This window comes from Pseudomonas sp. JS3066 (assembly GCF_036328175.1).
Classification (GTDB): Bacteria; Pseudomonadota; Gammaproteobacteria; order Pseudomonadales; family Pseudomonadaceae; genus Metapseudomonas.
Map to the genome: position 1 here is coordinate 5,950,107 of NZ_CP143312.1, position 25,360 is coordinate 5,975,466.

The window sequence follows — 25,360 nt, forward strand, 5'->3', positions numbered from 1 at the left end:
TCCGCGTCAGGTGCTGCGCGATCAGCGCAGCACGCCCTCTTCCAGCAACAGTTTGAAGATAGCTTCGGCGCCCGCCTGCGGCGAGACATCCTTGAGTACCTGGCCGCCACCGCCTGATGCCTTGGCGGTCGCCGCCTTCATCCGCTCGGCGCCGGTCTTGGCCTTGATCACCTTGAGCCGCTTGGGCCGTGGGCGGGCCGGTTGCAGCTGGGCCTCGGCGAACAGTACATCCTCCACCAGCTCGACGTCTTCCGCTTCGATGCGACCCCGCCGGGCCGGGCCGAACGCGCTCTGCCGCGCAGTGGGTGCGGCGTTGTCGACACTGGCGAGGAAGGGCAGGCGCACCTTCAGCCGGCGGCGCTGGCCACGAGGCAGGGCTTGCAGCACCTGGGCCACGCCATTTTCGACTTTCTCCACCTCGGCAAGACCTACTACCAGCGGCCAGCCCAGGCGTTCGGCCAGCAGGTAGGGCAGCAGCCCCGAGCCTTCGCCGGTTTCCGCCTGGCTGCCGGTGAGCACCAGCTGGGCGCCGCTCTCGCGGAGGAAGTCCCCCAGCGAATGCAGGGCGTCGTCCTGCGGTCCCTGCTCGAGGACGATCAGTTCATCCAGACCCATACCCAGGTAGGCGCGCAAGGCTTCTTCATGGGGGTTGCCGGCATGCAACACGCGCAGGCGTGGGCCCGCCAGGCGCAGGCCGAGTTCCACCGCGCGGGCATCCTGGTCGGCGCGGCGCGCACGGCCCGAGGTGGGATGCGCGCCGATGGAGACCAGGCTGACGATCTTCAGTGCGTCATGCGGCATCGCGTGCCCCTCCCTGACGGTATTCGGTGGCCAGCTGGATCAGCGCGGCGAGGATGGCGCCGGAGTCGCCGATCACCGAGAGATCGGCGCGTTTGATCATGTCGCAGCCCGGGTCCATGTTCACCGCCACCACCTTGTCGCAGGCGCCGATGCCCTGCAGGTGCTGGATGGCGCCGGAGATGCCCACGGCCAGGTAGACCCGTGCGGTGACCCAGGTACCGGTGGCGCCGACCTGGCGGTTGCGCGGCATGAAGCCGTCGTCCACCGCCACGCGGGAAGCACCTTCGGTAGCGCCCAGGGCCCCGGCGGCCTCGTGGAACAGTGCCCAATCCTTCACCCCGTTGCCGCCGGAGAGAATGAACTCCGCTTCGGCCATGGGGATCTGCGCCGGGTCCACGGCTACCGGGCCGAGATCCTCGATGCGTGGCAGGCTGTGGGCAATGTTCGCTGTCAGGTCCAGCTCACGGGCTTCATGACGGGTTTCGCTGACCGGTTCTGCGCACTCGGCCGCAGCGAGGATCAGACGGGGCACGCTGCGTACCAGGTCTTCGCGACCCGCACCTGCGCGTCCGGTGGCCTGTTCATTGGCGACCTGCCAGACGCGGGTGGCCGGGCGCTCACCCAGCTTCGCGGCCAGCCGACGACCCAGTTCGCCGCCACCGGTGCGGCTATCGGGCAGCAGCCAGTGACGTGGGGCCAACTGGCTTTCCACGGCGCTCAACGCCAACACGCGGGCTTCCGGTGAGTAGCCATCGAACTCGCTGCCTTCGATACGCAGGATGCGGTCAACGCCTGCGGTGTCGAAGGCCGATTCCTTGTCCTCGCCGAAGAGCACGGCAACCACCGCACCCTCGCTGCCGGCCAGCTTGTTGGCCAGGCCGAGGAGGTCCTTGTCGTGGCTGGACAGACGGCCACCGACCATGTCCGGCACGACGCAGATGTGGAAGGCCGGTTGTTCGATCACGTGCAGCGGCAGCTGTATCACCTCGCTGGCGGCGCTGCGTTTGCCGGCAGTGCCCTGCTGGGCACCGCTGCGGTCAATGCGTTTTACGCCGTTGGGGCCGATGAATCCGGCAGCCGCGGCGTGGGGATTCTTGCGGATCAGGCCGTTGGGGCCCATCCAGCTCGTCTGCCCCTGGTTTTGCATGGCGGCATGCAGGGGGTGCAGGCGGTTGCGGGCGATCCACTCGGCACGCGGGTCGCGGCGGATGATGTCGCTCATGGGCGGGTCTCCAATGGCGAGTCGGAATGCATCGTAGGAGCGAGCTTGCTCTCGAAGGGGATCACGTCGGCGCCGTGGCGGTTCGCGAGCAAGCTCGCTCCTCCACGTGCTGCCAGTGCTGTGCCTACCATCACGCCACCTCCACGGCAGCTTTAACCGCCGAAGGCTTTTTTGCTTCCACCGGCGCCTCGATCAGCACGTCGGCTACCAGTTCGGCGATGTCCTTGATCTCCGGGCGGGGCGCTACCACGCCTTCGAGCATCGCGGTGCACTGCGGACAGCCCACGGCCACCAGCTCGGCGCCGGTTTCCTTGATGTCCACCATGCGCATGTCCGGAATCCGCTGCTTACCGGGAATGTCGGTGATCGGCGCGCCGCCACCACCGCCGCAGCAACGGGAACGGAAGCCGGAACGTTCCATTTCCTTCACTTCGATACCGATGGCCTTGAGCACGGCGCGCGGAGCTTCGTACTCGCCGTTGTAGCGGCCCAGGTAGCACGGGTCGTGGTAAGTCACGCTGCCGCCCTTGTGCTGGCCGAGGCTGAGGCTGCCACCTTGCACCAGTTCGTTGATGTAGGTGCTGTGGTGCAGGACTTCGTAGCTGCCACCGAGGGCGCCGTACTCGTTCTTCAGCACATGGAAGCTGTGCGGATCGCAGGAAACGATCTTCTTGAAACGGTACTGGTTGAGGGTGGCGATGTTGCGCTTGGCCAGTTGCTGGAAGGTGGCCTCGTCACCCAGGCGCCGTGCCACGTCACCGCTGTCGCGTTCTTCCAGGCCGAGCACGGCGAAGTCGACGTTGGCGGCCTTCAGCACTTTGACGAAGGCTCGCAGGGTGCGCTGATTGCGCATGTCGAAGGCACCGTCGCCGACCCAGAACAGCACGTCGGCCTGCTTCTTCTCGCTCATCAGCGGCAGGTTCAGGTCAGCGGCCCAGTTCAGGCGACCGCCAGGGGCGAAGCCGCCGGGGTTGTCGGTGGCGATCAGGTTTTCCAGCACCTCGGCGCCCTTGTTCGGAGTGGCGCCCTTTTCCAGGGTGAGGTGACGGCGCATGTCGACGATGGCATCGACGTGCTCGATCATCATCGGGCATTCCTCGACGCAGGCCCGGCAGGTGGTGCAGGACCAGAGGGTGTCCGCTTCCACCAGACCCTTGCCGCCCTGGACCACGATCGGCTGGTGCGGGCCACCGGCGTGTTCGCCCAGCGGGATACCCGGATACGGGCTGCCGGCGAACTTGGCGTCATTACCGCCAGCGAGACCGATGACCATGTCCTGGATCAGCTTCTTCGGGTTCAGCGGCTGGCCGGCGGCGAAGGCGGGGCACACGGCCTCACACTTGCCGCATTGCACGCAGGCATCGAAGCCGAGCAACTGGTTCCAGGTGAAGTCGGTAGGCTTTTCGACGCCCAGGGGCGCCTCGGGGTCGTTCAGGTTCAGCGCCTTGAGGCCGGTGGAACGGCCGCCGCCGAAGCGCTCGGCGCGGCGGTGCCAAGCCAGGTGCAGCGCACCGGCGAAGGCGTGCTTCATGGGGCCGCCCCAGGTCATGCCGAAGAACAGCTCGGAAACACCCCAGGCGACGCCAATGGCGAGGATACCGGCGAGGAACCAGCCGCCGAAGCCTTCCGGCAGGATGCCGGCCACCGGCAAGGTGGCGATGAAGAAGCTCGCCGAGAACATCAGCAGGCTCTTCGGCAGGCGCATCCATGGCCCCTTCGACAGGCGGGACGGCGGATTGCTGCGGCGCTTGGCGACGAAGAGGGCGCCTACGAACATCAGTACGGTGGCGGCGAGCAGGGCGAAGCCGAGGATCCGGCTGTGCAGGCCAAAGCCATGCACCACGATCGCCAACAGGGCCGACAGCACGAAACCGCCGGCAGTCGCCACGTGGGTCTTGGACATGTATTTGTCGCGCTCGACCACATGGTGCAGGTCCACCAGGTAGCGGCGTGGCATCTTCATGAGGCCGCCGATCCAGTCGACCTTCGCGGGTCTACCCCGGCGCCACATGAAAAAGCGCTTCGCGGCACCAAGCACGGCAAGGCCGAGGGCGGCGAAGAGCAGGATGGGAAGAAGGGTGTTCAGCATTGTTGGTCTCCTACCGGGACCTGGAAGCGGCACGGATGGCTCCCTCTCCCTCTGGGAGAGGGTCGGGGTGAGGGAAGCTTGGCGTTACTGGGAGTCCGTACCGGCCCTTGCCACCCCTCACCCTCGGCCCCTCTCCCAGAGGGAGAGGGGAGCGCTCATCAGAAGTCCTTGCACAGACGCAAAGCGTCGTAGATCGCCGCGTGGGTGTTGCGCTGGGCCACGCAGTCGCCGATCCGGAACAGCAGGTAGCCGTCGCCGGGCTGGCTCAGGCAGGGCTGCGGCTTGATGGCGAACAGTGCCTCCACGTCGATCTGGCCCTTGTTGCGCGAACCTTCCTTGAGCGCGTAGTACAGGCCCTCGTCCGGACGCACGCCGTTCTCGATGACGATCTGGTCCACCACGCGCTCTTCGCGGGCGCCGGTGTACTCGTTCTCCAGTACCGCCACCACCTTGTCACCCTCGCGGTAGACCTTCTCCAGCATCAGGTCGCCGGTCATGATCACTTCCTTGGGGTACATGCTGCGGTAGTAGGTCGGGAAGGTGGTGCCGCCCATGGCGATACCCGGCTTGATGTCGTCGGTGACGATTTCAACCTGGGCACCTTTCTCGGCGAGATAGTCCGCTGCCGACATGCCGCCAAACTCGCAGATGGTGTCGTAGACAAGCACATTCTTGCCCGGCGCCACGGTGCCGTTGAGCACGTCCCAGCTGCTGACCACCAGGCCTTCCGCCGCGCCCCAGTGCTCGTTCTGCTCCAGGAACGGATGGCCACCGTTGGCCAGGACGACGATGTCCGGCTTGAGGTCGAGAATGGTGTCCGGGTCGGCCGCGGTGCCCAGGCGCAGGTCGACGCCCAGGCGCGCGATCTCCAGTTGGTACCAGCGGGTGATACCGGCGATCTGGTCACGCTGCGGCGCCTTGGAAGCGATGGTGATCTGGCCGCCGAGCTGATCCTTCTTCTCGAACAGCGTCACGTCGTGGCCACGCTCGGCCGCCACGCGCGCCGCTTCCATGCCAGCCGGGCCGCCGCCGACGACGACCACCTTGCGCTTCACGCCGGTGGTCTTCTCGATGATGTGCGGTACGCCCATGTATTCGCGGGAAGTGGCGGCGTTCTGGATGCAGAGCACGTCCAGGCCCTGGTACTGGCGGTCGATGCAGTAGTTGGCGCCAACGCACTGCTTGATCTGGTCAACCTGGCCCATCTTGATCTTGGCGATCAGGTGCGGGTCGGCGATGTGGGCGCGGGTCATGCCCACCATGTCCACGTAGCCGCCTTCCAGGATGCGGGTGGCCTGGTTCGGGTCCTTGATGTTCTGCGCATGCAGGACCGGGACGTTGACCACTTCCTTGATGCCGGCCGCCAGGTGCAGGAAGGGCTCCGGCGGGAAGCTCATGTTCGGGATCACGTTGGCCAGGGTGTTGTGGGTGTCGCAACCCGAGCCAACTACGCCGATGAAGTCGATCATGCCGGTGTCGCTGTAGTACTTGGCGATCTGCTTCATGTCGTCGTGGGACAGGCCGTCCGGGTGGAATTCGTCACCGCAGATACGCATGCCGACGCAGAAGTCGTCGCCGACTTCAGCGCGTACGGCCTTGAGCACTTCCAGGCCGAACTTCATGCGGCCTTCGAAGGTGCCGCCCCACTCGTCGGTACGCTTGTTGACGCGCGGGCTCCAGAACTGGTCGATCATGTGCTGGTGCACGGCAGACAGCTCGACGCCGTCCAGGCCGCCTTCCTTGGCCCGGCGCGCGGCCTGGGCGTAGTTGCCGATCACGCGCCAGATCTCTTCTACCTCGATGGTCTTGCAGGTAGCGCGGTGCACCGGTTCGCGGACGCCGGACGGCGACATCAGGGTCGGCCAGTTGAAACCATCCCAACGGGAACGACGCCCCATGTGGGTAATCTGGATCATGATCTTGGCGCCGTGCTTGTGCATGGCGTCGGCCAGATTCTGGAAGTGCGGGATGATGCGGTCGGTGGACAGGTTCACCGAGCTCCACCACTCCTGGGGGCTGTCGATGGCCACTACCGAGGAACCGCCGCAGATGGCCAGGCCGATGCCGCCCTTGGCCTTCTCTTCGTAGTACTTCACATAGCGGTCGGTGGTCATGCCGCCGTCGGTGGCGTAGACCTCTGCGTGGGCGGTGGACAGCACACGGTTGCGGATGGTGAGTTTGCCGATCTGAATCGGCTGGAACATTGCTTCGAATGCCATTGCCCTTTCCTCGCCTTACAGAGGTTTGACGATGAACAGGCCGTCGTCGTGGCCTTCTTCGGAGCCGCTGTACACCTGTTCGGCGACAGTGCGGATGCTGCTGCCACGGGCCTGGAGGATCTGGTCCATGGCGCCGGCGAACCAGCCGGTGAACATGTAGTCGACCTTGCGACCGACCTTGCCGTACACGTAGACGAAAGCAGAGTGCTTCAGGCGCACCTCGGCGGTGCCCTTGTCGAGGTCGATGGATTCGATCTGGAACAGGCCCCAGCCGCGCTGGGACAGACGCTTCATGTAGTGCTCGAACACCGCCACGCCTTCCAGGCCATGGCATTCGGCTTCCTTCTCACACCAGTGCCAGGCGGACTTGTAGCCGGCTTTGTAGAGGATCTCGGCGTAGCGCTCCGGGCCCAGTTCGGCCTCGATGCCCATGTGGTTGTTCACGAAGAAGTGACGGGGCACGTACAGCATCGGCAGGGCGTCGGTGGTCCAGACACCGGTTTCGCTGTCGACTTCGATGGGCAGTTCGGGGGCGTGTTTGGCCATGTTGTTCTAGCTCCGGAATTCGATTGGGCCCGGCTGCGGGCCGAATTAACCCCCTCTCCCTCTGGGAGAGGGTTGGGGTGAGGGTTTAAGGGGGTGCGAGCGGGATTCGACATCCCTCACCCCCGGCCCCACTCCCAGAGGGAGAGGGGCGAAGAGCGCTTATTCGCCCCAGACGTCCTTCAGCACGCGGACCCAGTTCTCGCCCATGACCTTGCGCACGACGCGCTCGGGCATGCCGCGCTTGAGCAGGGTTTCGGTGAGGTTGGGGAACTCGCCCACGGTGCGGATGCCCAGCGGGTTGACGATTTTCCCGAAGTTGGTCAGGCGGCGGGCGTAACCCTTGTCGTGGGTCAGCCACTCGAAGAATTCCTTGCCATGGCCCTGGGTGAAGTCGGTACCGATGCCGATGGCGTCTTCGCCAACGATGTTCATCACGTACTCGATGGCTTCGGCGTAATCGTCGATGGTCGAATCGATGCCCTTGGCGAGGAAGGGAGCGAACATGGTCACGCCGACGAAACCGCCGTGATCGGCGATGAACTTCAGCTCTTCGTCGGACTTGTTGCGTGGATGTTCTTTCAGGCCGGACGGCAGGCAGTGGGAGTAGCAGACAGGCTTCTTGGATTCGAGGATGACTTCTTCGGAAGTCTTGGAACCCACGTGGGAGAGGTCGCACATGACACCGACACGGTTCATCTCGGCGACGATCTCGCGACCGAAGCCGGAGAGACCGCCGTCGCGCTCATAGCAGCCGGTGCCGACCAGGTTCTGGGTGTTGTAGCACATCTGCACGATGCCCACGCCCAGCTGCTTGAACACCTCGACGTAGCCGATCTGGTCCTCGAACGCATGGGCATTCTGGAAGCCGTAGAGAATGCCGGTCTTGCCTTGCTCCTTGGCCTTGCGGATGTCGGCGGTGGTTCGCACCGGAATCACCAGGTCGCCGTTCTCGCGGATCAGCTTGTTGCTCGCGGTGATGTTGTTCACCGTCGCCTGGAAGCCCTCCCAGACCGACACGGTGCAGTTGGCTGCGGTCAGGCCGCCCTTGCGCATGTCTTCGAAGAGTTCACGGTTCCACTTGGCGATGATCAGACCGTCGATGACGATGCTGTCGGCGTGCAGTTCGGCTGGGCTCATCAGGCTGTCCCCTGTTATCCATGCGCCGAATCTTCTGCCGGCGCTTTGAGGGGAGCATATCCCTGGGGAATCCGGCGCTATCGCGCAAAAGCGACCGGGGTATTGCCGAAAGCGTCAAGCCGGTCGCGAATGGGCAAGCGGGGTTCGGATGGGGGGGGTTCCAAGGCGCTGGCACCGGCCTGTGTGAGCGAATTCATTCGCGATTGCACGTCGAAGGCGTGCCCTTGGAGCAACAAGGGCTGCTGCGCAGCCCTTTCGCGAATGAATTCGCTCCTGCAGGAGTGCATCAGTTGATCCCCGGAAGCACCACAGGTCCGCCTCGCCCCAAGTACGCGCGCGAAGCACCTATAAAGAAGGTAAGAGCGCCGATTTCCCCCAAGGTCGGTTTCAGGATGCGCAGGGTCGCAGGGGTGAAATTCCCGAATGGCGGGAATGGCAAGCTCCCCGAATGCTCTGGACTAGTGCGCAAAGACGCCCGGACAGGGCGCAAGGACGGCCGCCGCAAGGCCACGCTCCGTGACGTGGCAGGTGAGCCGCAGCCGATACCTCCGGACGACGAATGGCATTGACCTGTCGTCCGCGAAGCAGAGGAACGCTGTATGCCCGATGAGACGCTTCACCTGCCTCTGATCCACAGTGTGCTGGAGCGCGAGAAGAGCGCCCCCGGTGCCCTGTTGCCGATCCTGCATGCCATCCAGAGTGGTGTCGGGTACATCCCCGACGTCGCTATTCCCGAAATCGCTCATGCACTCAACCTCAGCCTGGCCGAAGTGCGCGGTGTGATCAGCTTCTACCACGACTTCCGCACCACGCCGCCGGCGCGCCATACCCTGCGCCTGTGCCGCGCCGAGTCCTGCCAGAGCATGGGTGCCGAACAGTTGGCTGCGCAGCTGCGCGAGCAACTTGAGCTGGACGACCACGGTACGAGTGCCGATGGCCAGATCAGTTTGCGACCGGTCTACTGTCTGGGCGCCTGCGCCTGTTCGCCGGCCCTCGAACTGGATGGTCGCGTGCATGCACGGCTCACGCCCGAGCGCTTGCGTTCCCTGGTGAACGGTTGCCTGGAGGACGGTTCATGCTGAGGCTGTGCATTCCCTGTGATTCCGTCGCCCGCGCTGTCGGGGCAGACGACGTGGCAGCTGCGTTCGCCCACGAGGCCGAACAGCGCAATCTGCCGCTGGAGATCAAGCGCACGAGCTCCCGAGGCCTGTACTGGCTGGAGCCGCTAGTGGAGCTGGACAGCGCCGAGGGTCGGTTGGGGTTCGGTCCGGTGGCACCTGAAGACGTGCCGTCGTTACTGGACGCGTTGCAAGGCAATGCGGGCGCCCATCCATTGGCCTTGGGGCCGGTGGAGGAAATCCCCTACCTGAAGAGTCAGCAGCGCTTGCTCTTTGCCCGGGCCGGCATCACCCGGCCGCTGTCACTGGATGACTATCGCGCCCACGACGGCTTCGAGGGCCTGAGCCGCGCGATCAGCCAGAAGGGCGACGATATCGTCGCCGCTGTGCTGGATTCCGGCCTGCGTGGCCGGGGTGGCGCAGCCTTCCCGGCCGGCATCAAGTGGCGCACCGTGCGCGGGGCCGTGGCCGAGCAGAAGTACGTGGTGTGCAACGCTGACGAGGGCGACTCCGGCACCTTCGCCGACCGCATGCTGATGGAAGGCGACCCCTTCCTGCTGATCGAAGGCATGGCCATCGCCGGCCTCGCTGTCGGCGCAACCAAGGGCTACATCTACGTCCGCTCCGAATACCCGCAGGCTGTGGACAACTTGAACGCCGCGCTGGCCATTGCTCGTGACGCAGGCTTCCTTGGCCAAGACGTGGGCGGCAGTGGCCTGGCCTTCGACCTGGAAGTGCGCGTAGGCGCCGGTGCCTACATCTGCGGTGAAGAGACCGCTCTGCTGGACTCGCTCGAAGGCAAGCGCGGCGTGGTCCGTGCCAAGCCGCCGCTGCCGGCGCTGCAAGGCCTGTTCGGCCAGCCGACCCTGGTGCACAACGTGCTAACCCTGGCGTCGGTGCCGGTCATCCTCGCCCGTGGCGCGCAGTTCTACCGGGACTTCGGCATGGGCCGCTCGCTGGGCACCATGCCCTTCCAGCTGGCCGGCAACATCCGTCACGGCGGCCTGGTGGAGCGCGCCTTCGGCCTGACCCTGCGCGAGCTGGTGGAAGACTATGGCGCCGGCACTGCCAGTGGCCGCCCGCTGAAGGCCGCGCAGGTGGGCGGCCCGCTGGGCGCCTGGGTGCCGCCGTCGCAATTCGATACGCCGCTGGACTACGAGGCCTTCGCCGCCATGGGCGCGATGCTCGGTCACGGTGGTGTGGTGGTCGCTGACGACAGCCTGGACATGGCCCACATGGCCCGCTTCGCCCTGCAGTTCTGCGCCGAGGAGTCCTGTGGCAAGTGCACGCCGTGCCGTATCGGCTCCACCCGGGGCGTGGAAGTGGTGGACCGCCTGCTGGCGGCTCCCAATGCCGCCGCGCGGGACGAGCAGGTGATTCTCCTCAAGGACCTCTGCGACACCCTGACCTACGGCTCGCTCTGCGCTCTTGGCGGCATGACCGCCTACCCGGTGACCAGCGCTCTCAAGCATTTCCCTGCCGACTTCGGTCTTGAGCCAGTGGAGGCCGACCAATGATCAATATCTTCGATCCTGCCAGCGACATCGACCTGGGCACTCCGGCCCGCGAAAGCGACGTGCAGGTCAGCCTGAGCATCGACGGCCGCGAGATCAGCGTGCCGGCCGGCACCTCGGTCATGCGTGCCGCGGCGCTGCTTGGCACCACCATCCCCAAGCTGTGCGCCACCGACAGCCTGGAAGCGTTCGGCTCCTGCCGTATGTGCCTGGTGGAGATCGACGGCATGCGCGGCTATCCGGCCTCGTGCACCACGCCGGTGAGCGAAGGCATGGTGGTCCATACCCAGACGCCCAAGCTCGCCACCCTGCGCCGCAATGTGATGGAACTGTACATCTCCGATCACCCGCTGGACTGCCTGACCTGCTCGGCCAACGGCAACTGCGAGCTGCAGACGGTCGCCGGCCAGGTGGGCCTGCGCGAGGTGCGCTACGGCTACGACGGCGCCAATCACCTGGATGAGCAGAAGGACGTCTCCAACCCCTATTTCGACTACGACCCGAGCAAGTGCATCGTCTGTAACCGCTGCGTGCGTGCTTGCGAGGAAACCCAGGGCACCTTCGCCCTGACCATCAGCGGCCGTGGCTTCGAGTCTCGCGTCGCTGCCGCGGGCGGCGACAATTTTCTCGACTCCGAGTGTGTTTCCTGCGGCGCCTGCGTACAGGCTTGCCCGACCGCCACGCTGATGGAAAAGAGCGTGGTCGAGATGGGCCAGCCGGAGCGCAGCGTCATCACCACCTGCGCTTACTGCGGCGTGGGCTGTTCCTTCCGCGCCGAGATGAAGGGCGACCAGTTGGTGCGCATGGTCCCGGACAAGAATGGCCAGGCCAACCACGGCCACTCCTGCGTCAAAGGCCGCTTTGCCTTCGGCTACGCCACCCATCCGGACCGCATCACCAAACCGATGATCCGCAAGCACATCGACGACCCCTGGCAGGAAGTCAGCTGGGACGAGGCGGTTACCTATGCAGCCAGCGAGTTCCGGCGAATCCAGCTCAAGTACGGGCGAGATTCCATCGGCGGCATCACCTCCAGCCGCTGCACCAACGAGGAAACCTACCTGGTACAGAAGCTGGTGCGCGCCGGCTTCGGCAACAACAACGTCGATACCTGCGCCCGCGTCTGCCACTCGCCCACTGGCTATGGCCTCAAGCAGACCCTGGGCGAGTCCGCCGGCACCCAGAGCTTCGACTCGGTGATGCAGGCCGACGTGGTGCTGGTGATCGGCGCCAACCCCACGGATGCCCACCCGGTGTTCGGTTCCCAGCTCAAGCGGCGCTTGCGTGAGGGCGCGCGACTGATCGTCATCGACCCACGGCGCATCGACCTGGTGGATTCCCCCCACGCCCGCGCCGAGCTGCACCTGGCGCTGCGTCCGGGCACCAACGTGGCCATGCTCAACGCCCTGGCCCACGTGATAGTCACCGAGGGCCTGGTCAACCAGAGCTTCGTCGACGCCCGTTGCGAGGCAACGGATTTCACCCGCTGGCGCGACTTCGTCAGCAAGCCGGAAAACTCGCCTGAAGCCTTGGGGCCGATCTGTGGCGTGTCGCCTGACGACATCCGCGCCGCCGCCCGCCTCTACGCCACCGGCGGCAACGCGGCCATCTACTATGGCCTCGGCGTTACCGAGCACAGCCAGGGCAGCACCGCGGTCATGGGTATCGCCAACCTCGCCATGGTCACCGGCAACATCGGCCGCGAGGGCGTCGGCGTGAACCCGCTGCGCGGGCAGAACAACGTCCAGGGTTCCTGCGACATGGGTTCCTTCCCCCACGAGCTGCCGGGCTACCGTCACGTCTCCAACGACGCGGTGCGCCACCAGTTCGAACAGGCCTGGGGCGTAACCCTGCAGCCCGATCCGGGCCTGCGCATTCCCAACATGTTCGAGGCGGCCCTCGGCGGTACCTTCAAAGCCCTCTACTGCCAGGGCGAGGACATCGCCCAGAGCGACCCCAACACCCAGCACGTCACTGCCGCTCTGTCGGCGATGGAGTGCGTGGTGGTGCAGGACATCTTCCTCAACGAAACCGCCAAGTTCGCCCATGTGTTCCTGCCGGGCAGCTCGTTCCTGGAGAAGGACGGCACCTTCACCAATGCCGAGCGGCGCATCTCGCGGGTGCGCAAGGTAATGGACCCGCTGGGCGGCAAGGCCGACTGGGAAGCCACAGTGGCCCTGGCCAATGCGCTGGGCTATCGCATGGACTACAAGCATCCCTCCGAGATCATGGACGAGATCGCGCGCCTGACGCCGACCTTTACGCGCGTCAGCTACGCCGAGCTGGATCGCCATGGCAGCCTGCAGTGGCCGTGCAACGACGCCGCCCCGGACGGCACCCCGACCATGCACATCGAGGAGTTCGTACGCGGCAAAGGGCGCTTCATGCTCACCGGCTATGTGCCCACCGAAGAAAAGGTCAACAGCCGCTACCCGCTGCTGCTGACCACCGGCCGCATTCTCAGCCAGTACAACGTCGGCGCCCAGACCCGACGTACCGACAACGTTGCCTGGCATGAGGAGGATCGCCTGGAAATCCACCCGAGCGATGCCGAAAGCCGGGGTATCAACGAAGGCGACTGGGTGGGCGTGGGCAGTCGCGCCGGGCAGACGGTACTGCGTGCCAAGGTGTCCGAGCGGGTGGCGCCGGGCGTGGTGTACACCACCTTCCACTTCCCCGAATCGGGGGCCAACGTGATCACCACCGATAACTCCGACTGGGCCACCAACTGCCCGGAATACAAGGTGACGGCGGTGGAGGTCTCAAGGGTCTACCAGCCCTCCGAATGGCAGAAACGGTATCAGCAGTTCAGTGACGAACAGCGGCGCCTGCTGAAGGAACGCCGCAGGACCGAAAAAGTCGAGGTACGCCGATGAGCACCGACAACCTGATCAAGATGGCCAACCAGATCGCCCAGTTCTTCGCCTCCGAACCGGACAAGGAGCAGGCTGTGAAGGGGGTGCGTACACACCTGCAGAGCTTCTGGACGCCGGCCATGCGTATCGAACTGATGGCTTGGCAAGTGGAACACCACGGTGAAAGCCTGCATCCCCTGGTCCAGCAGGCGCTGGCGGAGCAGGGGAGGGTGGCGTAGCCAGCGGTTTGTTCCTTGCAGGGGCGTGTTCATTCGCCAAGGGTGGCCTGGTTGCCCCTGCAAGGTTTCAGGGCAGACCTGCGGCCTGCTTGGCGAATGAATTCGCCCCCACAGGCTCCTGATCCGGATGCTCATGCCGGTCCTGGCTCGGGCAGGTGTTGAAGCGCGCGCGGTAGGCGCGGGAGAAGTAGGACGAGGACTCGAAGCCGCAGGCCAGCGCTACCTCCAGCACGCTCATGTCGGTCTGGCGCAGTAGCTGCCTGGCCTTCTCCAGGCGCAGGCCGAGGTAGAAGTTCGACGGCGTCTCCTTCAGGTGCAGACGGAACAACCGCTCCAGCTGGCGCGGCGTGACGCTCACCAGTTCAGCCAGCTCCCGCGAAGTCAGCGGTGTCTCGCTGTGCCGCTCCATTTCGCCAATCACCTGCACCAGCTTCTTGTTGTGCACATGGAAGCGGCTGGCGACCTGCATGCGCTGGTGGTCCTGCTGGGTGCGGATGCGACCCAGCACGAACTGCTCGGATACCTGCAGCGCCAGGGCTTCGCCGTGGCTGCGGGCGATCAGGGTGAGCATCAGGTCGAGGCTGGCGGTACCGCCGGCACTGGTGATGCGCCGTCCATCGATCTCGAAGAGTTCCTGGGTGACGCTCAGCGCCGGGTAGCGCTCCTGGAAAGCCTCGATGGCTTCCCAGTGCAGGGTCAGGCGCTGCCGGCTGAACAGCTCGGCTTCGGCCAGCACGAAGCTGCCGGTATCGATCCCCCCCAGCAGCAACCCCTCGTGCTCGGCTCGGTTTAGCCAGTGGGCCAGACGTGGGCCGAAGCTGGCGAGCGGGTCGAAGCCGGCGACCACGAACAGGCAATCCCCGTCCGGTGGAGTCTCCAGCCCGCCGTCGACATTCAGCGACATGCCATTGCTGCCCGCTACCGGCCCGCCGTCCAGACTGAGCAGGTGCCAGCGGTAAAGCTCGCCGCGAAATCGGTTGGCCACCCGCAAGGGTTCCACCGCCGACATCAGTCCCATCATCGAGAAGCCAGGCAGCAGAAGGAAGCTGAAAGTCTGGGACATGATCGGTTTCCACGGGTGGGATAACCCACTAAAAGGGAATGGCCAGGAGAGCGCAAGAAAGGTGGTCGTTCCTGTTCAACAGGTGGTCGTTTTAGTTCGAATCGTTGGGCGCAACGCTGCGTAATTTGTGTCCATCGGGTTGTAGTGGCGCCCGAAAACGGAAGGAGTCGCCCCCGGCTCCTGCACAACAAATACATGAACCGTTTGGCCGCAAGGGGAGCATCAATGAAACGTCTTACTGCATTCGCTGGTTGCTGTTTGTTCGCCCTCTCCAGTTCCGCCGCATTCGCCGCCGAAGACGCCAGTTGCCAGAAGATCCGCGTAGGCGTGGTCGGCTGGACCGACGTTGTCGCCACCACCGCCGTTGCCAACGAACTGCTTGGCAGCCTGGGCTACCAGACCAGCCAGACCCAGGCCTCGCAGCAGATCATCTTCGCCGGCATCCAGAAGAAACAGGTCGACGTCTTCCTCGGCTACTGGAAGCCGATCATGGACGACAACATCAAGCCCTTCCTCGAAGCCAAGTCGGTGAAGGTCGCCGCAGAGCCTTCGCTGAGCGATGCCATCGCCGTACTCGCCGTACCCACCTACACCGCTGAGTCGGGCCTGCGCACCTTTGCCGATATCGCGAAGTTCAAGGACCAGCTCGACGGCAAGATCTACGGTATCGAGTCCGGTTCCGGCGCCAATACCGCGATCCAGAAGATGATCGACACCAACCAGTTCGGCCTGGGCGGCTTCAAGCTGGTGGAGTCCAGCGAGGCGGCCATGCTCACGGCGGTCAAGCGCGCGGTGAAGAACAACAAGCCGGTAGTCTTCTTCGGCTGGAAGCCGCATCCGATGAACATTCAGATGCCCATCACCTACCTCACCGGTAGTGAGGACGTGTTCGGCCCCAATGATGGCGCCGCCACGGTCTCTACTGTCACCGCTCCGGACTTCGCCCAACGCTGCCCCAACGCAGATCGCCTGCTGACCAACCTGCGCTTCACAAGCGCGCAGGAGGCGGAGCTGATGCAGCCGATCATGGAGCGGCAGGACCCGGCCAAGGTCGCCCGCCAATGGCTCAAGGCCAACCCTGAAGTGGTCAAGGGCTGGCTCGCCGGGATCACCACCTTCGACGGTAAGAGTGGCATTGATAGCGCCCTCGCTTCGCTGAAGTAACTCAACGCACCGCCCAGTGCGCGGGCCAGCCCGCGCACGGTTTCCGATCGCCTCGCAGAAGGATGAAACAACCGTGAACTACGAAGTCATCGTCACCTGTGCCGTCACCGGCGCCGGCGATACCGTCGGCAAGCATCCGGCCATTCCCGTCACTCCGAAGGAAATCGCTGCCGCCGCCATCGAAGCCGCCAAGGCCGGCGCCACCGTCGCGCACTGCCATGTGCGCGACCCGAAGACCGGCAAGCCGAGCCGCGATGTGGCCTTGTACCGCGAGCTGGTGGAGCGCATCCGCGAGAGCGACACCGACATCATCATCAACCTCACCGCCGGCATGGGCGGCGACCTGGAAATCGGCAAGGGCGAGCAGCCCCTGGAGTTCGGCACCGGCACCGACCTGGTCGGCCCACTGGAGCGATTGGCCCATGTGGAGGAGTTGCTGCCGGAAATCTGCACCCTTGATTGCGGCACCCTGAACTTCGGTGATGGCGACTTCATTTACGTCTCCACCCCGGCACAACTGCGTGCCGGCGCCAAGCGCATTACCGAGCTCGGCGTGAAGGCCGAGCTGGAAATCTTCGACACCGGCCATCTCTGGTTCGCCAAGCAGATGCTCAAGGAAGGCCTGTTGGAAGATCCACTGATCCAGATCTGCCTGGGCATCCCGTGGGGCGCACCGGCCGACACCACCACCATGAAGGCCATGGCCGACAACCTGCCGCCGGGCATCACCTGGGCAGGCTTTGGCATCGGTCGCTCGCAGATGCCGATGGTGGCCCAGGCAATGCTGCTGGGCGGAAACGTCCGCGTAGGCCTGGAAGACAACATCTGGCTGGATCGTGGCGTGCACGCCAGCAATGGCCAGTTGGTGGAACGGGCCATCGAGATCATCCAGCGCCTTGGCGGCCGTGCCCTTACTCCGGCTGAAGGGCGCGAAAAGATGAAGCTCAAGCGCCGCTGACCGTACGCACGTGTAGGAGCGAGCTCGCTCGCGAATGACGCTTCCAGGAGCTTCGCGAGCAAGCTCGCTCCTACGGACTGTTTCCCCGGAAACCCAATTCGATTTGCCCGTCCAGGAGCCACTATGTCCTTCGTCACTCAGATCAAGACCTTTGCCGCCCTCGGCAGCGGCGTCATCGGCAGCGGCTGGATCGCCCGCGCCCTGGCTCACGGCCTCGACGTCATCGCCTGGGACCCGGCTCCCGGTGCCGAGGCCGCCCTGCGTTCGCGCATCGCCAATGCCTGGCCTGCGCTGCAGAAACAGGGGCTGGCGCCCGGTGCTTCGCAGGAGCGCCTGCGCTTTGTCGAGACCATCGAGGAGTGTGTGCGCAATGCCGATTTCATCCAGGAAAGCGCTCCCGAACGTCTCGATCTGAAACTCGACCTGCACGCGAAGATCAGCGCTGCAGCACGTCCGGATGTGATCATCGGCTCGAGCACCTCGGGCTTGCTGCCCAGCGAGTTCTACGCTGACGCGGTTCATCCGGAGCGCTGCGTGGTTGGCCACCCGTTCAACCCCGTCTATTTGCTGCCGCTGGTGGAAGTGGTAGGCGGTGAGAAAACCGCGCCAGAGGCTGTCCAGGCCGCGATCGAAATCTACACCGCACTGGGCATGCGTCCACTGCACGTACGCAAGGAAGTGCCCGGCTTCATCGCTGACCGCCTGCTCGAAGCCCTCTGGCGCGAGGCGCTGCACCTGGTGAATGACGGCGTGGCCAGCACCGGCGAGATCGACGATGCCATCCGTTTCGGCGCCGGCTTGCGCTGGTCGTTCATGGGGACTTTCCTGACCTACACCCTGGCAGGTGGCAATGCCGGCATGCGGCATTTCATGGCCCAGTTCGGCCCGGCGTTGCAACTGCCGTGGACCTACCTGCCGGCGCCGGAACTGACCGACGCCCTGATCGACCGGGTGGTGGAGGGCACGTCCGAGCAACAGGGGTCGCGCAGCATCGCCGAGCTGGAGCGCTACCGTGACGACTGCCTGCTGGCGGTCCTTGGCGCCGTCCGCGAAACGAAGTCGGCACACGGTTTCGCCTTCGCCGAGTGATCCATTCGTTGGACCTCGCAGGCCAGCACCAACCTACGGGAATGCGGTAGGTTGGTGCTGAGCGGAGCGCAGCCCAACATCCTGTATCGGAGCCATAGCATGCCCACAGCCCTGACTACCTACCGCACCGCCGTCCTTCCAGACTGGGTGGACTACAACGGTCACCTGCGGGATGCGTTCTACCTGCTGATCTTCAGCTACGCCACCGATGCCTTGATGGACGAAATCGGCCTTGACGAAAAGGGACGTGCCGTCACGGGGCACACGCTGTTCACGCTGGAATGCCATCTCAATTACCTGGCGGAGGTGAAGTTGGGTGCCGAAGTGGAGGTGCGCACGCAACTGCTCGGCCATGACGCCAAGCGGCTGCAAATCCACCACGGGCTGTATCTGAAGGGGGGAGATGAGTTGCTGGCGGCCAGCGAGCAGATGCTGATGAACGTGGATGCCGAGGCCTCGCGGTCGGCGGTTTTCGCTGCCCCTGTGGCGGCGAAGGTCGAGGTAATCGCTGCGGCTCATTGCGAACTGCCACGGCCTCGGCACGTGGGTTGTGTGATCGGTCTGCCGCCGCCTCGCTGAGGCGGCGTCAAACCAGGCTGGCGTGTGCGCTCAGGGGGTGGGTACCACGTAACGGCGGGCGAAGTCGATCAGGTCGACCTGGTTGCGGGTCTTCAGCTTGTCCATCAAACGGGATTTGTAGGTACTTACTGTCTTGTGGCTGATGAACAGCTGCTTGGCGATTTCCTGGTTGTTCTTGCCATTAGCCAGATTCTGCAGGACCGCCAGCTCGCGGTCGGACAGCGTATCCAGCAGATGGCTATCGCTGCATTCTCCGCGCTGCGAGGAATCCGGCAGGTGCACGGTGCTGGGGAACAGGCTGTACCCGGACAATACCGATCGCACGGCCGAGATCAGGCTGACCGCCTGTTCCTGCTTGGACATGTATCCGGTGGCGCCCGCCTGCAGGCAGCGGTTGGCATACAGCGAGGCCGGCAGCGATGTCAGCACCAGCAGCTTGAGGTTGGCGTCCATGCTGCTGAGCCGGCCCAGCACTTCCAGGCCATCGAGCTTGGGAATGGCGATATCCAGAATCACCAGGTCGGGGCGAAGCGCACGCGCCATGCTCAGGCCTTCTACTCCGCTCTCGGTCTCACCGACCACTTCGTAGTCTTCTCGCTCCAGCAGTACACGAGTTGCAAATCGGATCATGGACTGATTGTCGATCAGCAGTACCTTGTTCATCTGTTGGTTCTCCATGTCAGGTTTCCAATGAGTACGGAGCGCTCACAGGCCTTCTGAAATTGCCGTTGAAAACGGGGGGGCTATCGAAGATGCGGATGGCCACGCCGGCCCATTGAGGTTTGGGTTCGTTTCGCTCAGCGCCGAGATGAGTCAAGTTGGCATTAACTGAAATCCTATTCAGAATCTAAGCAACTTGTCGTTCAGACTGATCCGATAACTTCGTACTAACTTTCACCTGCCCTTGAGGCTTGCCAGCACTGTTTTTGGGTATCTCAAGTAGCGGGTGAATGTTCAGGGCCGGAAGTATATTGGCGGTTTGCCTTTTGATTTGACGTTTAGGAAGTTTCCTACAGCGCCTGTAGGCAAGCTTCCTGGAGTGTTCCCCAGCCCGATTAAAGTGCCCTATCTCAACTAATGTTCTGTTCATTCAATTCTTCGAGGCGGACTGGCCAGGTGACCTGTAATTTCATTTCCAGAGCACGGCTGCTGCCTGTCCTGTTCCTCTGCTGGCTATTTCTGGCCGGGACAGCTGCCTACGCTTGGGAGGATGCCCGCCCACTAGTCCTTTCCAGCCAACTGGTGGTCGACCAGCAGGAACTGCTGATCAGCGAGGAAGACTGGCACTGGCTACGGCAAAAGCGCGAGCTGGTGCTGGGGGTTGCGGGTGGCGAGTTCGCGCCCATGGAAATCATCGGACGTGCTGGTGGCTACGAGGGCATCGCGGCCGACGCTATGGCACTGGTCCAGCAATTGCTCGGCATGCAGGTCCGGCTGCGTCGTTATGCTGACCGGCCGGCCCTGCTGCAGGCCCTGGTCGCCGGCGAGATTGACCTGCTGGTTGGCGACGGGCAGGACGGTGCCGGCCTGCCGGTCGTTCGCAGTCTGCCCATTGCGACCGATCGCCTGGCGCTGTTTCGCCGCTATGACGATAAGCGCGACTTCCCGCAGGACCTTGCCGGCATCACCGTAGCCCTGGTGCCTGGGCACGACCAGGCCCTCGGCCAGCGTTATCCCGGCGCGCGGCAGGTTGTTGCCCGATCGGTGGAGGATGGTCTGGCGGCGGTGGCGTTCGGCGAGGCTGACTTGCTGCTTGGCGACCTGCTTCCGGTCTATTACCAGCTCAACCGCAACTTCTACGGCATGGCCAGGTTCGACCGCTTTGTCGACCAGCCGGATGTCGGTATCGCATTCATCGTTCGGGAGCAGGACCAGCGCCTGTTGCGTAGCCTCGATGCCACACTGCGGGCGGTTGGCCGGGCGCGGCTCGACGAGATATCCCGGCGCTGGATGGGCATTGGTGTGATTCCAGTGCGCGACCTGCAGCCGCTAACCCCCGAGGAAGCACGCTGGACGCAATCCCATCCAGTCGTGCGGCTGGTGATAGACGACGACAAGGCACCGCTGGCGTACTTCGACGAGAGCGGGCAGTTGCGTGGCGTTGTGGCGGACCTGTTGGAAATGGTCTCGGTACGCACCGGGCTGCGCTTCGAGGCAGTCAGTCATGCCGGGGGGCCGGCACGCCAACTCGAAAACCTGCAAAGCGGCGATGCGGACCTGGCCATCCTGACCCCCAGCAAGGAGCGCGAAGGCCAGCTGCGCTTCACCCGGCCTATCGCCAGCAGCCCCTTTGTGCTGGTGGCGCGCATGGACGCAGGCGGGCAGGCCGAGCCGATCGGGAGGAGCGGTCAGCGCCTGGCCGTCAGCCGGGGTAACGTGGCCCGGGAAGAGGTCCACCGGGTCTACCCGGAGATGCAACTGGTCGACGCCGTTTCCTCTCTGGATGCCATGAACATGGTCCGGTCCGGCGAGGCTGACTATGCGTTGGTGGCAATGCCGGTGGCGCAGTACTACACCGTGCCCCTGTTCGAGAACAGTTTGAAGATCGCGACCCTGGTACCCATCGAACCGGCGCTTGCCAATTTCGCCGTGCGCCGCGCCGATACCGAGTTGTACTCGATCATCGAGAAAGCCCTGGCCAGCATTTCGCCGGACGAGCTGAACGCAGCCTCCAATCGCTGGCGCGGAAGCCAGGGCATGAGCCCGCAGACCTGGCGCGACTACAGCACGCTGATTCAGCGCATCCTCATCGGTTCGGCCCTGTTGTTGCTGCTCGTTCTGGCCTGGGTCCTGCACCTGCGGCGCGAGGTGCGTCGCCGACAGACGGCCGAGCGCCAGCTCAGCGACGAGCTGCGCTTCATCGAAACCCTGACCGACAGCATGCCGCCACCGCTCTATGTGCGGGATACCGAGGGGCGGCTGCTATCGTGCAACCGCAGCTATTCGACCAGCCTCGGACTGGCTCCGGAACAGGGGCGTGGCCTCACCGCGATGGAGCTGCCCGCGGATGTTTTCGAGGCAGCACCGGAATTCCACCGCCTGTACCTCCAGGCCATGGCGGAAGGGCGGATGATCAAGGGCGTCCACCACGTTCGACTCGGCGGCAAGAGCCTGTGGATCGATCACTGGATCCAGCCCTTCCAGGACTCCACCGGCAAGGTGAAGGGCGTGATCTGCGGGTGGCTCGACATCACGGAGCATCGTCATCTGGTGCAGGAGCTGGAGTCGGCCAAGAACCTGGCCGATGAAGCCAGCCGGGCCAAGACTACGTTCCTCGCGACCATGAGCCACGAGATCCGTACGCCGATGAACGCCGTGATCGGAATCCTCGAGCTGGCATTGAAGCGCGCTGCCGATCAGCCCATCGACCGCTCCAGCATCGAAGTCGCCTACGGCTCGGCGCGAAGCTTGCTGGCGCTGCTCGGCGACATCCTCGATATCGCCCGTATCGAGTCGGGCCGGCTCAGCCTGGCGCCACAACGGGCCAGCCTGCGCGAGCTGGTGGAGTCGGTGGCAAGGGTGTTCGACGGGCTGGCGCGGCAGAAACGCTTGAGCCTGTTGCTGGATATCGATTCCAGTATCCAGGGCGACGTGCTGGTGGACGCCCTGCGCTTCAAGCAGATCCTCTCCAACCTGATCAGCAACGCCATCAAATTCACCCGCGAAGGCAATGTTCGTGTGCACATCCACGGTGAGGAACTGGAAGGCGAACTGCTGCGTGTCCATCTGGCTGTCGAAGACACCGGCATCGGTATCTCGCAGGAGGAGCAAGGGCGGCTGTTCCGCCCCTTCGCCCAGGTGGAGCGTGGCAATCACCAGACAGAAGGCGCAGGCCTGGGGCTGGTCATCAGCCGGTCGCTCTGCGAAATGATGGGTGGCCGGCTGAGCCTGACCAGCACGCCCGGCCAGGGCACGCGGATCGACGTGGAGCTGCGCCTGCATCGTCTCGAGTCTGTCGACGAGCCGGCGCTGCCCTCGTCCGATGGCGTACTGCAACGCCGCAGGTTGCGCGTGCTGGTGGTCGATGATCACCCGGTGAATCGGCAGATCCTCGCCCAGCAACTGGGTTACCTGGGACACGAAGTGGTTGCGGTCGAGAATGGCGTGGAGGCCCTCGCTGCCTGGCGGGCGTATCCGTTCGATGTGATTGCCACCGATTGCCACATGCCTCGGATGAGTGGCGCCGACCTTGCCCGCGCTGTTCGCGCCGAAGAGCGCCAGGGGCTGCGTCCGCCGACGCTTATTCTCGGGCTTACGGCCGATGCCCAGCCGGAAGAAGTCGAGCGGGGACTGCAGGCTGGCATGGACGACTGCCTGATCAAACCAATCGGCCTCGACCTGCTGGAAGAAAAGCTTTGGGGGGCGTCTGGAGGCGTGCCCGTGGCCGATACGAACTCGACGCCAGCATCGACGGGTCCCGCGCTGTTCGACCTGTCGCCACTGGCACCGCTAACCGGCGGTGATAGCGTGCTGATCCGCAATCTGGTGAACGAGTTGCTGGAGACCAATCGCCGGGATCTGGCGCCCTTGGTCGAGTTGGCCGGGAAGAGCGATGCGCCGGCACTGGCGGAACTCGCCCACCGACTCAAGGGTGCCGCACGCGTGATCCGGGCGGAGACGCTGATCGCCGCCTGCAACAGTCTCGAACAGGCGTGCAAGCTACCAGCGCCACAACCCTCCGACCTGCGCGCGGGTGCGGACAGACTGCGCGGGGCGATGCTGGAGCTGGAAAGCGCGTTGTTGGCAGAGATGGCCCAGGGGGATCAGTGAATTCCGGGCTGCGGATGATTGGCCAGCAGGTTACGGAAGCTACTGCGATCCAGTGGCCGCGCGAAGAGAAACCCCTGCGCCACCTTGCAACCGAGTGACAGCAGACGGTCACGCTGCTCGTTGGTTTCCACACCTTCCACCACCAGGGTCAGGTCCATGGCATCGGCCATGGCGACGGCGCTGCTGATGATCGCCCGGCTGCGTGGCTGGTTGTTCAGCTTGCGGACGAAGGCGGCATCCAGCTTGACCTGGCTGAAGGGCAGTTCACACAGGCGATCCAGTGATGAGTAGCCGGCACCGAAGTCATCCATGGCCAGTCCACAACCCATCAGGCGCAGGCGAACGAGGCTTTCCAGGCTGGCTGCTGGCGCTTCTACCAGGCCGTTTTCCGTGAGCTCGAAGGTCAGTCCGGAGCCTGGCAGCCCAGCCGATTCCAAGGCCAGGCCAACGCGCTCGGCGATGTCGAGGTTGCCCAGTTGCCGGGGATGGATATTGAAGGCGAGGTTCACCTGACGGCCGCTGCGGGCGAGTTCCTGTTGCAGTTCGAGGCCTTGTTCGACGAGCTGCCAGAACAGGCGATCGATCAGGCCATGGCGTTCCATGACGGGCAGGAAATGGCCCGGCGACAACAGGCCCCGCTGTGGGTGGCGCCAGCGCGCGAGAACTTCTGCGCCGTGCAGTTCACCGCTTTCCATGCACACCTTCGGCTGGAAGAACGGCTCGAATTCACCTTGCGCCAGGCCCTCGAGGATCTCCTCCAGAGTGGGTGGCGCGCTCGTCGTGGTGAAGGCTTCTATCCTTGCCGGAAGTGCGGCGTGGCGTTCCAGCAGGCCGGCTGCGCGCTGCATGTCGAAGGGCTTGCCGAGGTCACCGAGGAAGTCCAATCCAAGGCAGCGGATCATGGCTATTGTCGCTTGACGCAGCTCGGGTTCCACTTCGCTGCTGAGGATCACCGAACGGATGACGCCGGCCTGGCTGGCATGGCGGAGGAAGGCTGCTCCATCCATGCCGGCCATGCGCAGGTCGCAGAACGCGATGTCGACCCCGCCGCAGGATTTGAGCAGGGACAAGGCGCTGGCACCGTCCTCCGCTTCGTGGATATTCACGAGCCCCAGCTGCCGAAGGGCGGTCACAGCGATCAGGCGCTGGAACGGTTCGTCTTCCAGGACCAGAATGCTCAGGTTCTTCATGGCGGGCTCGACATAATTTGGGATAACGGCCAAGTTACATAGCGATGCACGCCTCCAGCTAGGCGATGCTTCCTAGGCGGCTGTAGGAAATTTCATCGGTGGTCGGCTTCGGCCAAATTTGGGTGCAGCGTCATGGATGTCTGGCCCCTTTTTCGAGGTTGCAATGAGAAGTGCCCTGATCGTCGACGATCATCCAGTGATTCGCATGGCCGTCCGCATGTTGCTGGAGCGCAATGGGATGGAAGTCGTCGGTGAGGCTGACAATGGCGTCGATGCCTTGCAGCTGATCCGCCAGCATGAGCCGGATATCGTCATTCTGGATATCGGCATTCCACGTCTCGATGGCCTGAATGTCATCTCGCGAATCCAGGCGCTGGGACTGGACAGTCATGTGCTGGTGCTGACCTCGCAATCGGCGGAGGGCTTCGCCCAGCGCTGCTTCCAGGCAGGGGCAAAGGGCTTTGTCAGCAAGGAAGAGGACTTGCAGAACCTGCTGACGGCCATCAACGCCATCAACGCTGGATTCACGGTCTTTCCGTCCACTTCGCTGAATGGCAGCCAGACACCCGTGCTGAGCGAAAGTGAGCTGGTGGAGCGGTTGTCCAACCAGGAACTGATGGTTTTGCAGTACCTGGCGACCGGCCTGTCGAACAAGGAAATTGGCGAGCGCATGCTGCTTAGCAACAAGACCATCAGCACCTACAAGACTCGCATTCAGCAGAAGCTCAACCTCGGGTCTTTGCTGGAGCTGATCGAATTCGCCCGTCGCAATGACCTTGCAGAACGACCCGAAGGCTGACTTTTCGT

Annotated in this window: 19 protein-coding genes; 10 read left to right on the plus strand and 9 right to left on the minus strand. The window is 64.2% G+C overall.

What is annotated here, in order from left to right; genetic code table 11:
• Positions 1-21: 21 nt before the first annotated feature.
• The 6 genes from etfB to SA496_RS27935 form a co-directional block, all read right to left on the minus strand.
• Complete coding sequence (gene etfB / locus SA496_RS27910; RefSeq protein ID WP_120653485.1) at positions 22-801, minus strand: electron transfer flavoprotein subunit beta; 780 nt, start codon at positions 799-801, stop codon at positions 22-24.
• Positions 791-2,023: an electron transfer flavoprotein subunit alpha gene (etfA, locus tag SA496_RS27915; RefSeq protein ID WP_153917553.1), complete on the minus strand. Its 1,233-nt coding sequence runs from the start codon at positions 2,021-2,023 to the stop codon at positions 791-793. The genes etfB and etfA overlap by 11 nt, the downstream gene beginning before the upstream one ends.
• 130 nt (positions 2,024-2,153) lie before the next feature.
• Positions 2,154-4,112: a dimethylglycine demethylation protein DgcB gene (dgcB, locus tag SA496_RS27920; RefSeq protein WP_120653483.1), complete on the minus strand. Its 1,959-nt coding sequence runs from the start codon at positions 4,110-4,112 to the stop codon at positions 2,154-2,156.
• Between the two features lie 158 nt (positions 4,113-4,270).
• Positions 4,271-6,331 (minus strand): dimethylglycine demethylation protein DgcA, encoded by a 2,061-nt coding sequence (dgcA, locus tag SA496_RS27925; RefSeq protein ID WP_120653482.1) that lies wholly within the window; start codon positions 6,329-6,331, stop codon positions 4,271-4,273.
• A gap of 15 nt (positions 6,332-6,346) precedes the next feature.
• Positions 6,347-6,877, minus strand: a complete 531-nt coding sequence (locus SA496_RS27930; RefSeq protein WP_044871140.1) for a 4-vinyl reductase — start codon at positions 6,875-6,877, stop codon at positions 6,347-6,349.
• Positions 6,878-7,036: 159 nt separating this feature from the next.
• Positions 7,037-8,014, minus strand: coding sequence for a dipeptidase (locus SA496_RS27935; protein WP_120653481.1), 978 nt, complete (start codon positions 8,012-8,014; stop codon positions 7,037-7,039).
• Positions 8,015-8,613: 599 nt separating this feature from the next.
• On the opposite strand from SA496_RS27935, the gene SA496_RS27940 reads away from it, so the two are divergent.
• The 4 genes from SA496_RS27940 to SA496_RS27955 are packed head-to-tail and all read left to right on the plus strand — an operon-like array spanning position 8,614 to position 13,740.
• Positions 8,614-9,096 (plus strand): formate dehydrogenase subunit gamma, encoded by a 483-nt coding sequence (locus SA496_RS27940; protein ID WP_120653479.1) that lies wholly within the window; start codon positions 8,614-8,616, stop codon positions 9,094-9,096.
• Complete coding sequence (locus tag SA496_RS27945; RefSeq protein ID WP_330114792.1) at positions 9,090-10,649, plus strand: formate dehydrogenase beta subunit; 1,560 nt, start codon at positions 9,090-9,092, stop codon at positions 10,647-10,649. The genes SA496_RS27940 and SA496_RS27945 overlap by 7 nt, the downstream gene beginning before the upstream one ends.
• Positions 10,646-13,522: a formate dehydrogenase subunit alpha gene (gene fdhF / locus SA496_RS27950; RefSeq protein ID WP_153917545.1), complete on the plus strand. Its 2,877-nt coding sequence runs from the start codon at positions 10,646-10,648 to the stop codon at positions 13,520-13,522. The genes SA496_RS27945 and fdhF overlap by 4 nt, the downstream gene beginning before the upstream one ends.
• Positions 13,519-13,740: a formate dehydrogenase subunit delta gene (locus SA496_RS27955; protein ID WP_120653476.1), complete on the plus strand. Its 222-nt coding sequence runs from the start codon at positions 13,519-13,521 to the stop codon at positions 13,738-13,740. The genes fdhF and SA496_RS27955 overlap by 4 nt, the downstream gene beginning before the upstream one ends.
• Before the next feature lie 67 nt (positions 13,741-13,807).
• Here SA496_RS27955 and SA496_RS27960 read toward each other — a convergent pair whose 3' ends face one another.
• On the minus strand, positions 13,808-14,803 hold the full coding sequence (locus tag SA496_RS27960) for a GlxA family transcriptional regulator (RefSeq protein ID WP_120653475.1): 996 nt from the start codon (positions 14,801-14,803) through the stop codon (positions 13,808-13,810).
• Positions 14,804-15,028: 225 nt separating this feature from the next.
• Here SA496_RS27960 and choX point away from each other — a divergent pair, with 225 nt between their 5' ends.
• The 4 genes from choX (at position 15,029) to SA496_RS27980 (ending at position 18,593) form a co-directional block, all read left to right on the plus strand.
• Complete coding sequence (choX, locus tag SA496_RS27965; protein WP_120653474.1) at positions 15,029-15,967, plus strand: choline ABC transporter substrate-binding protein; 939 nt, start codon at positions 15,029-15,031, stop codon at positions 15,965-15,967.
• Between the two features lie 73 nt (positions 15,968-16,040).
• Positions 16,041-16,925, plus strand: a complete 885-nt coding sequence (locus SA496_RS27970; protein ID WP_120653473.1) for a 3-keto-5-aminohexanoate cleavage protein — start codon at positions 16,041-16,043, stop codon at positions 16,923-16,925.
• A 123-nt stretch (positions 16,926-17,048) separates the two neighbouring features.
• Positions 17,049-18,014 (plus strand): L-carnitine dehydrogenase, encoded by a 966-nt coding sequence (locus SA496_RS27975; protein WP_120653472.1) that lies wholly within the window; start codon positions 17,049-17,051, stop codon positions 18,012-18,014.
• 99 nt (positions 18,015-18,113) lie between these two features.
• The gene (locus tag SA496_RS27980) at positions 18,114-18,593 is read left to right on the plus strand and encodes a thioesterase family protein (RefSeq protein WP_120653471.1); all 480 of its coding nucleotides are present in this window, start codon (positions 18,114-18,116) and stop codon (positions 18,591-18,593) included.
• A gap of 30 nt (positions 18,594-18,623) precedes the next feature.
• Here SA496_RS27980 and SA496_RS27985 read toward each other — a convergent pair whose 3' ends face one another.
• Positions 18,624-19,256 (minus strand): response regulator transcription factor, encoded by a 633-nt coding sequence (locus SA496_RS27985; protein ID WP_120655299.1) that lies wholly within the window; start codon positions 19,254-19,256, stop codon positions 18,624-18,626.
• Positions 19,257-19,709: 453 nt separating this feature from the next.
• Between SA496_RS27985 and SA496_RS27990 the strand changes: the two genes are divergently transcribed.
• Positions 19,710-23,363: an ATP-binding protein gene (locus tag SA496_RS27990; protein WP_330114793.1), complete on the plus strand. Its 3,654-nt coding sequence runs from the start codon at positions 19,710-19,712 to the stop codon at positions 23,361-23,363.
• On the opposite strand, the gene SA496_RS27995 is transcribed toward SA496_RS27990, so the two are convergent.
• On the minus strand, positions 23,357-24,553 hold the full coding sequence (locus SA496_RS27995; protein ID WP_330114794.1) for an EAL domain-containing response regulator: 1,197 nt from the start codon (positions 24,551-24,553) through the stop codon (positions 23,357-23,359). The genes SA496_RS27990 and SA496_RS27995 overlap by 7 nt on opposite strands.
• 163 nt (positions 24,554-24,716) lie before the next feature.
• Between SA496_RS27995 and SA496_RS28000 the strand changes: the two genes are divergently transcribed.
• Complete coding sequence (locus tag SA496_RS28000; protein ID WP_120653468.1) at positions 24,717-25,352, plus strand: response regulator transcription factor; 636 nt, start codon at positions 24,717-24,719, stop codon at positions 25,350-25,352.
• Positions 25,353-25,360 lie beyond the last annotated feature (8 nt).

Coding starts and splice junctions, on each gene's coding strand:
- dgcB (WP_120653483.1), bottom strand. CDS start 4,112: ATGCTGAACACCCTTCTTCCCATCCTGCTCTTCGCCGCCCTCGGCCTT.
- SA496_RS27945 (WP_330114792.1), top strand. CDS start 9,090: ATGCTGAGGCTGTGCATTCCCTGTGATTCCGTCGCCCGCGCTGTCGGG.
- SA496_RS27935 (WP_120653481.1), bottom strand. CDS start 8,014: ATGAGCCCAGCCGAACTGCACGCCGACAGCATCGTCATCGACGGTCTG.
- etfB (WP_120653485.1), bottom strand. CDS start 801: ATGCCGCATGACGCACTGAAGATCGTCAGCCTGGTCTCCATCGGCGCG.
- SA496_RS27995 (WP_330114794.1), bottom strand. CDS start 24,553: ATGAAGAACCTGAGCATTCTGGTCCTGGAAGACGAACCGTTCCAGCGC.
- SA496_RS27975 (WP_120653472.1), top strand. CDS start 17,049: ATGTCCTTCGTCACTCAGATCAAGACCTTTGCCGCCCTCGGCAGCGGC.
- SA496_RS27940 (WP_120653479.1), top strand. CDS start 8,614: ATGCCCGATGAGACGCTTCACCTGCCTCTGATCCACAGTGTGCTGGAG.
- SA496_RS27955 (WP_120653476.1), top strand. CDS start 13,519: ATGAGCACCGACAACCTGATCAAGATGGCCAACCAGATCGCCCAGTTC.
- SA496_RS27930 (WP_044871140.1), bottom strand. CDS start 6,877: ATGGCCAAACACGCCCCCGAACTGCCCATCGAAGTCGACAGCGAAACC.
- dgcA (WP_120653482.1), bottom strand. CDS start 6,331: ATGGCATTCGAAGCAATGTTCCAGCCGATTCAGATCGGCAAACTCACC.
- choX (WP_120653474.1), top strand. CDS start 15,029: ATGAAACGTCTTACTGCATTCGCTGGTTGCTGTTTGTTCGCCCTCTCC.
- SA496_RS27960 (WP_120653475.1), bottom strand. CDS start 14,803: ATGTCCCAGACTTTCAGCTTCCTTCTGCTGCCTGGCTTCTCGATGATG.
- SA496_RS27980 (WP_120653471.1), top strand. CDS start 18,114: ATGCCCACAGCCCTGACTACCTACCGCACCGCCGTCCTTCCAGACTGG.
- etfA (WP_153917553.1), bottom strand. CDS start 2,023: ATGAGCGACATCATCCGCCGCGACCCGCGTGCCGAGTGGATCGCCCGC.
- SA496_RS27985 (WP_120655299.1), bottom strand. CDS start 19,256: ATGAACAAGGTACTGCTGATCGACAATCAGTCCATGATCCGATTTGCA.
- SA496_RS28000 (WP_120653468.1), top strand. CDS start 24,717: ATGAGAAGTGCCCTGATCGTCGACGATCATCCAGTGATTCGCATGGCC.
- fdhF (WP_153917545.1), top strand. CDS start 10,646: ATGATCAATATCTTCGATCCTGCCAGCGACATCGACCTGGGCACTCCG.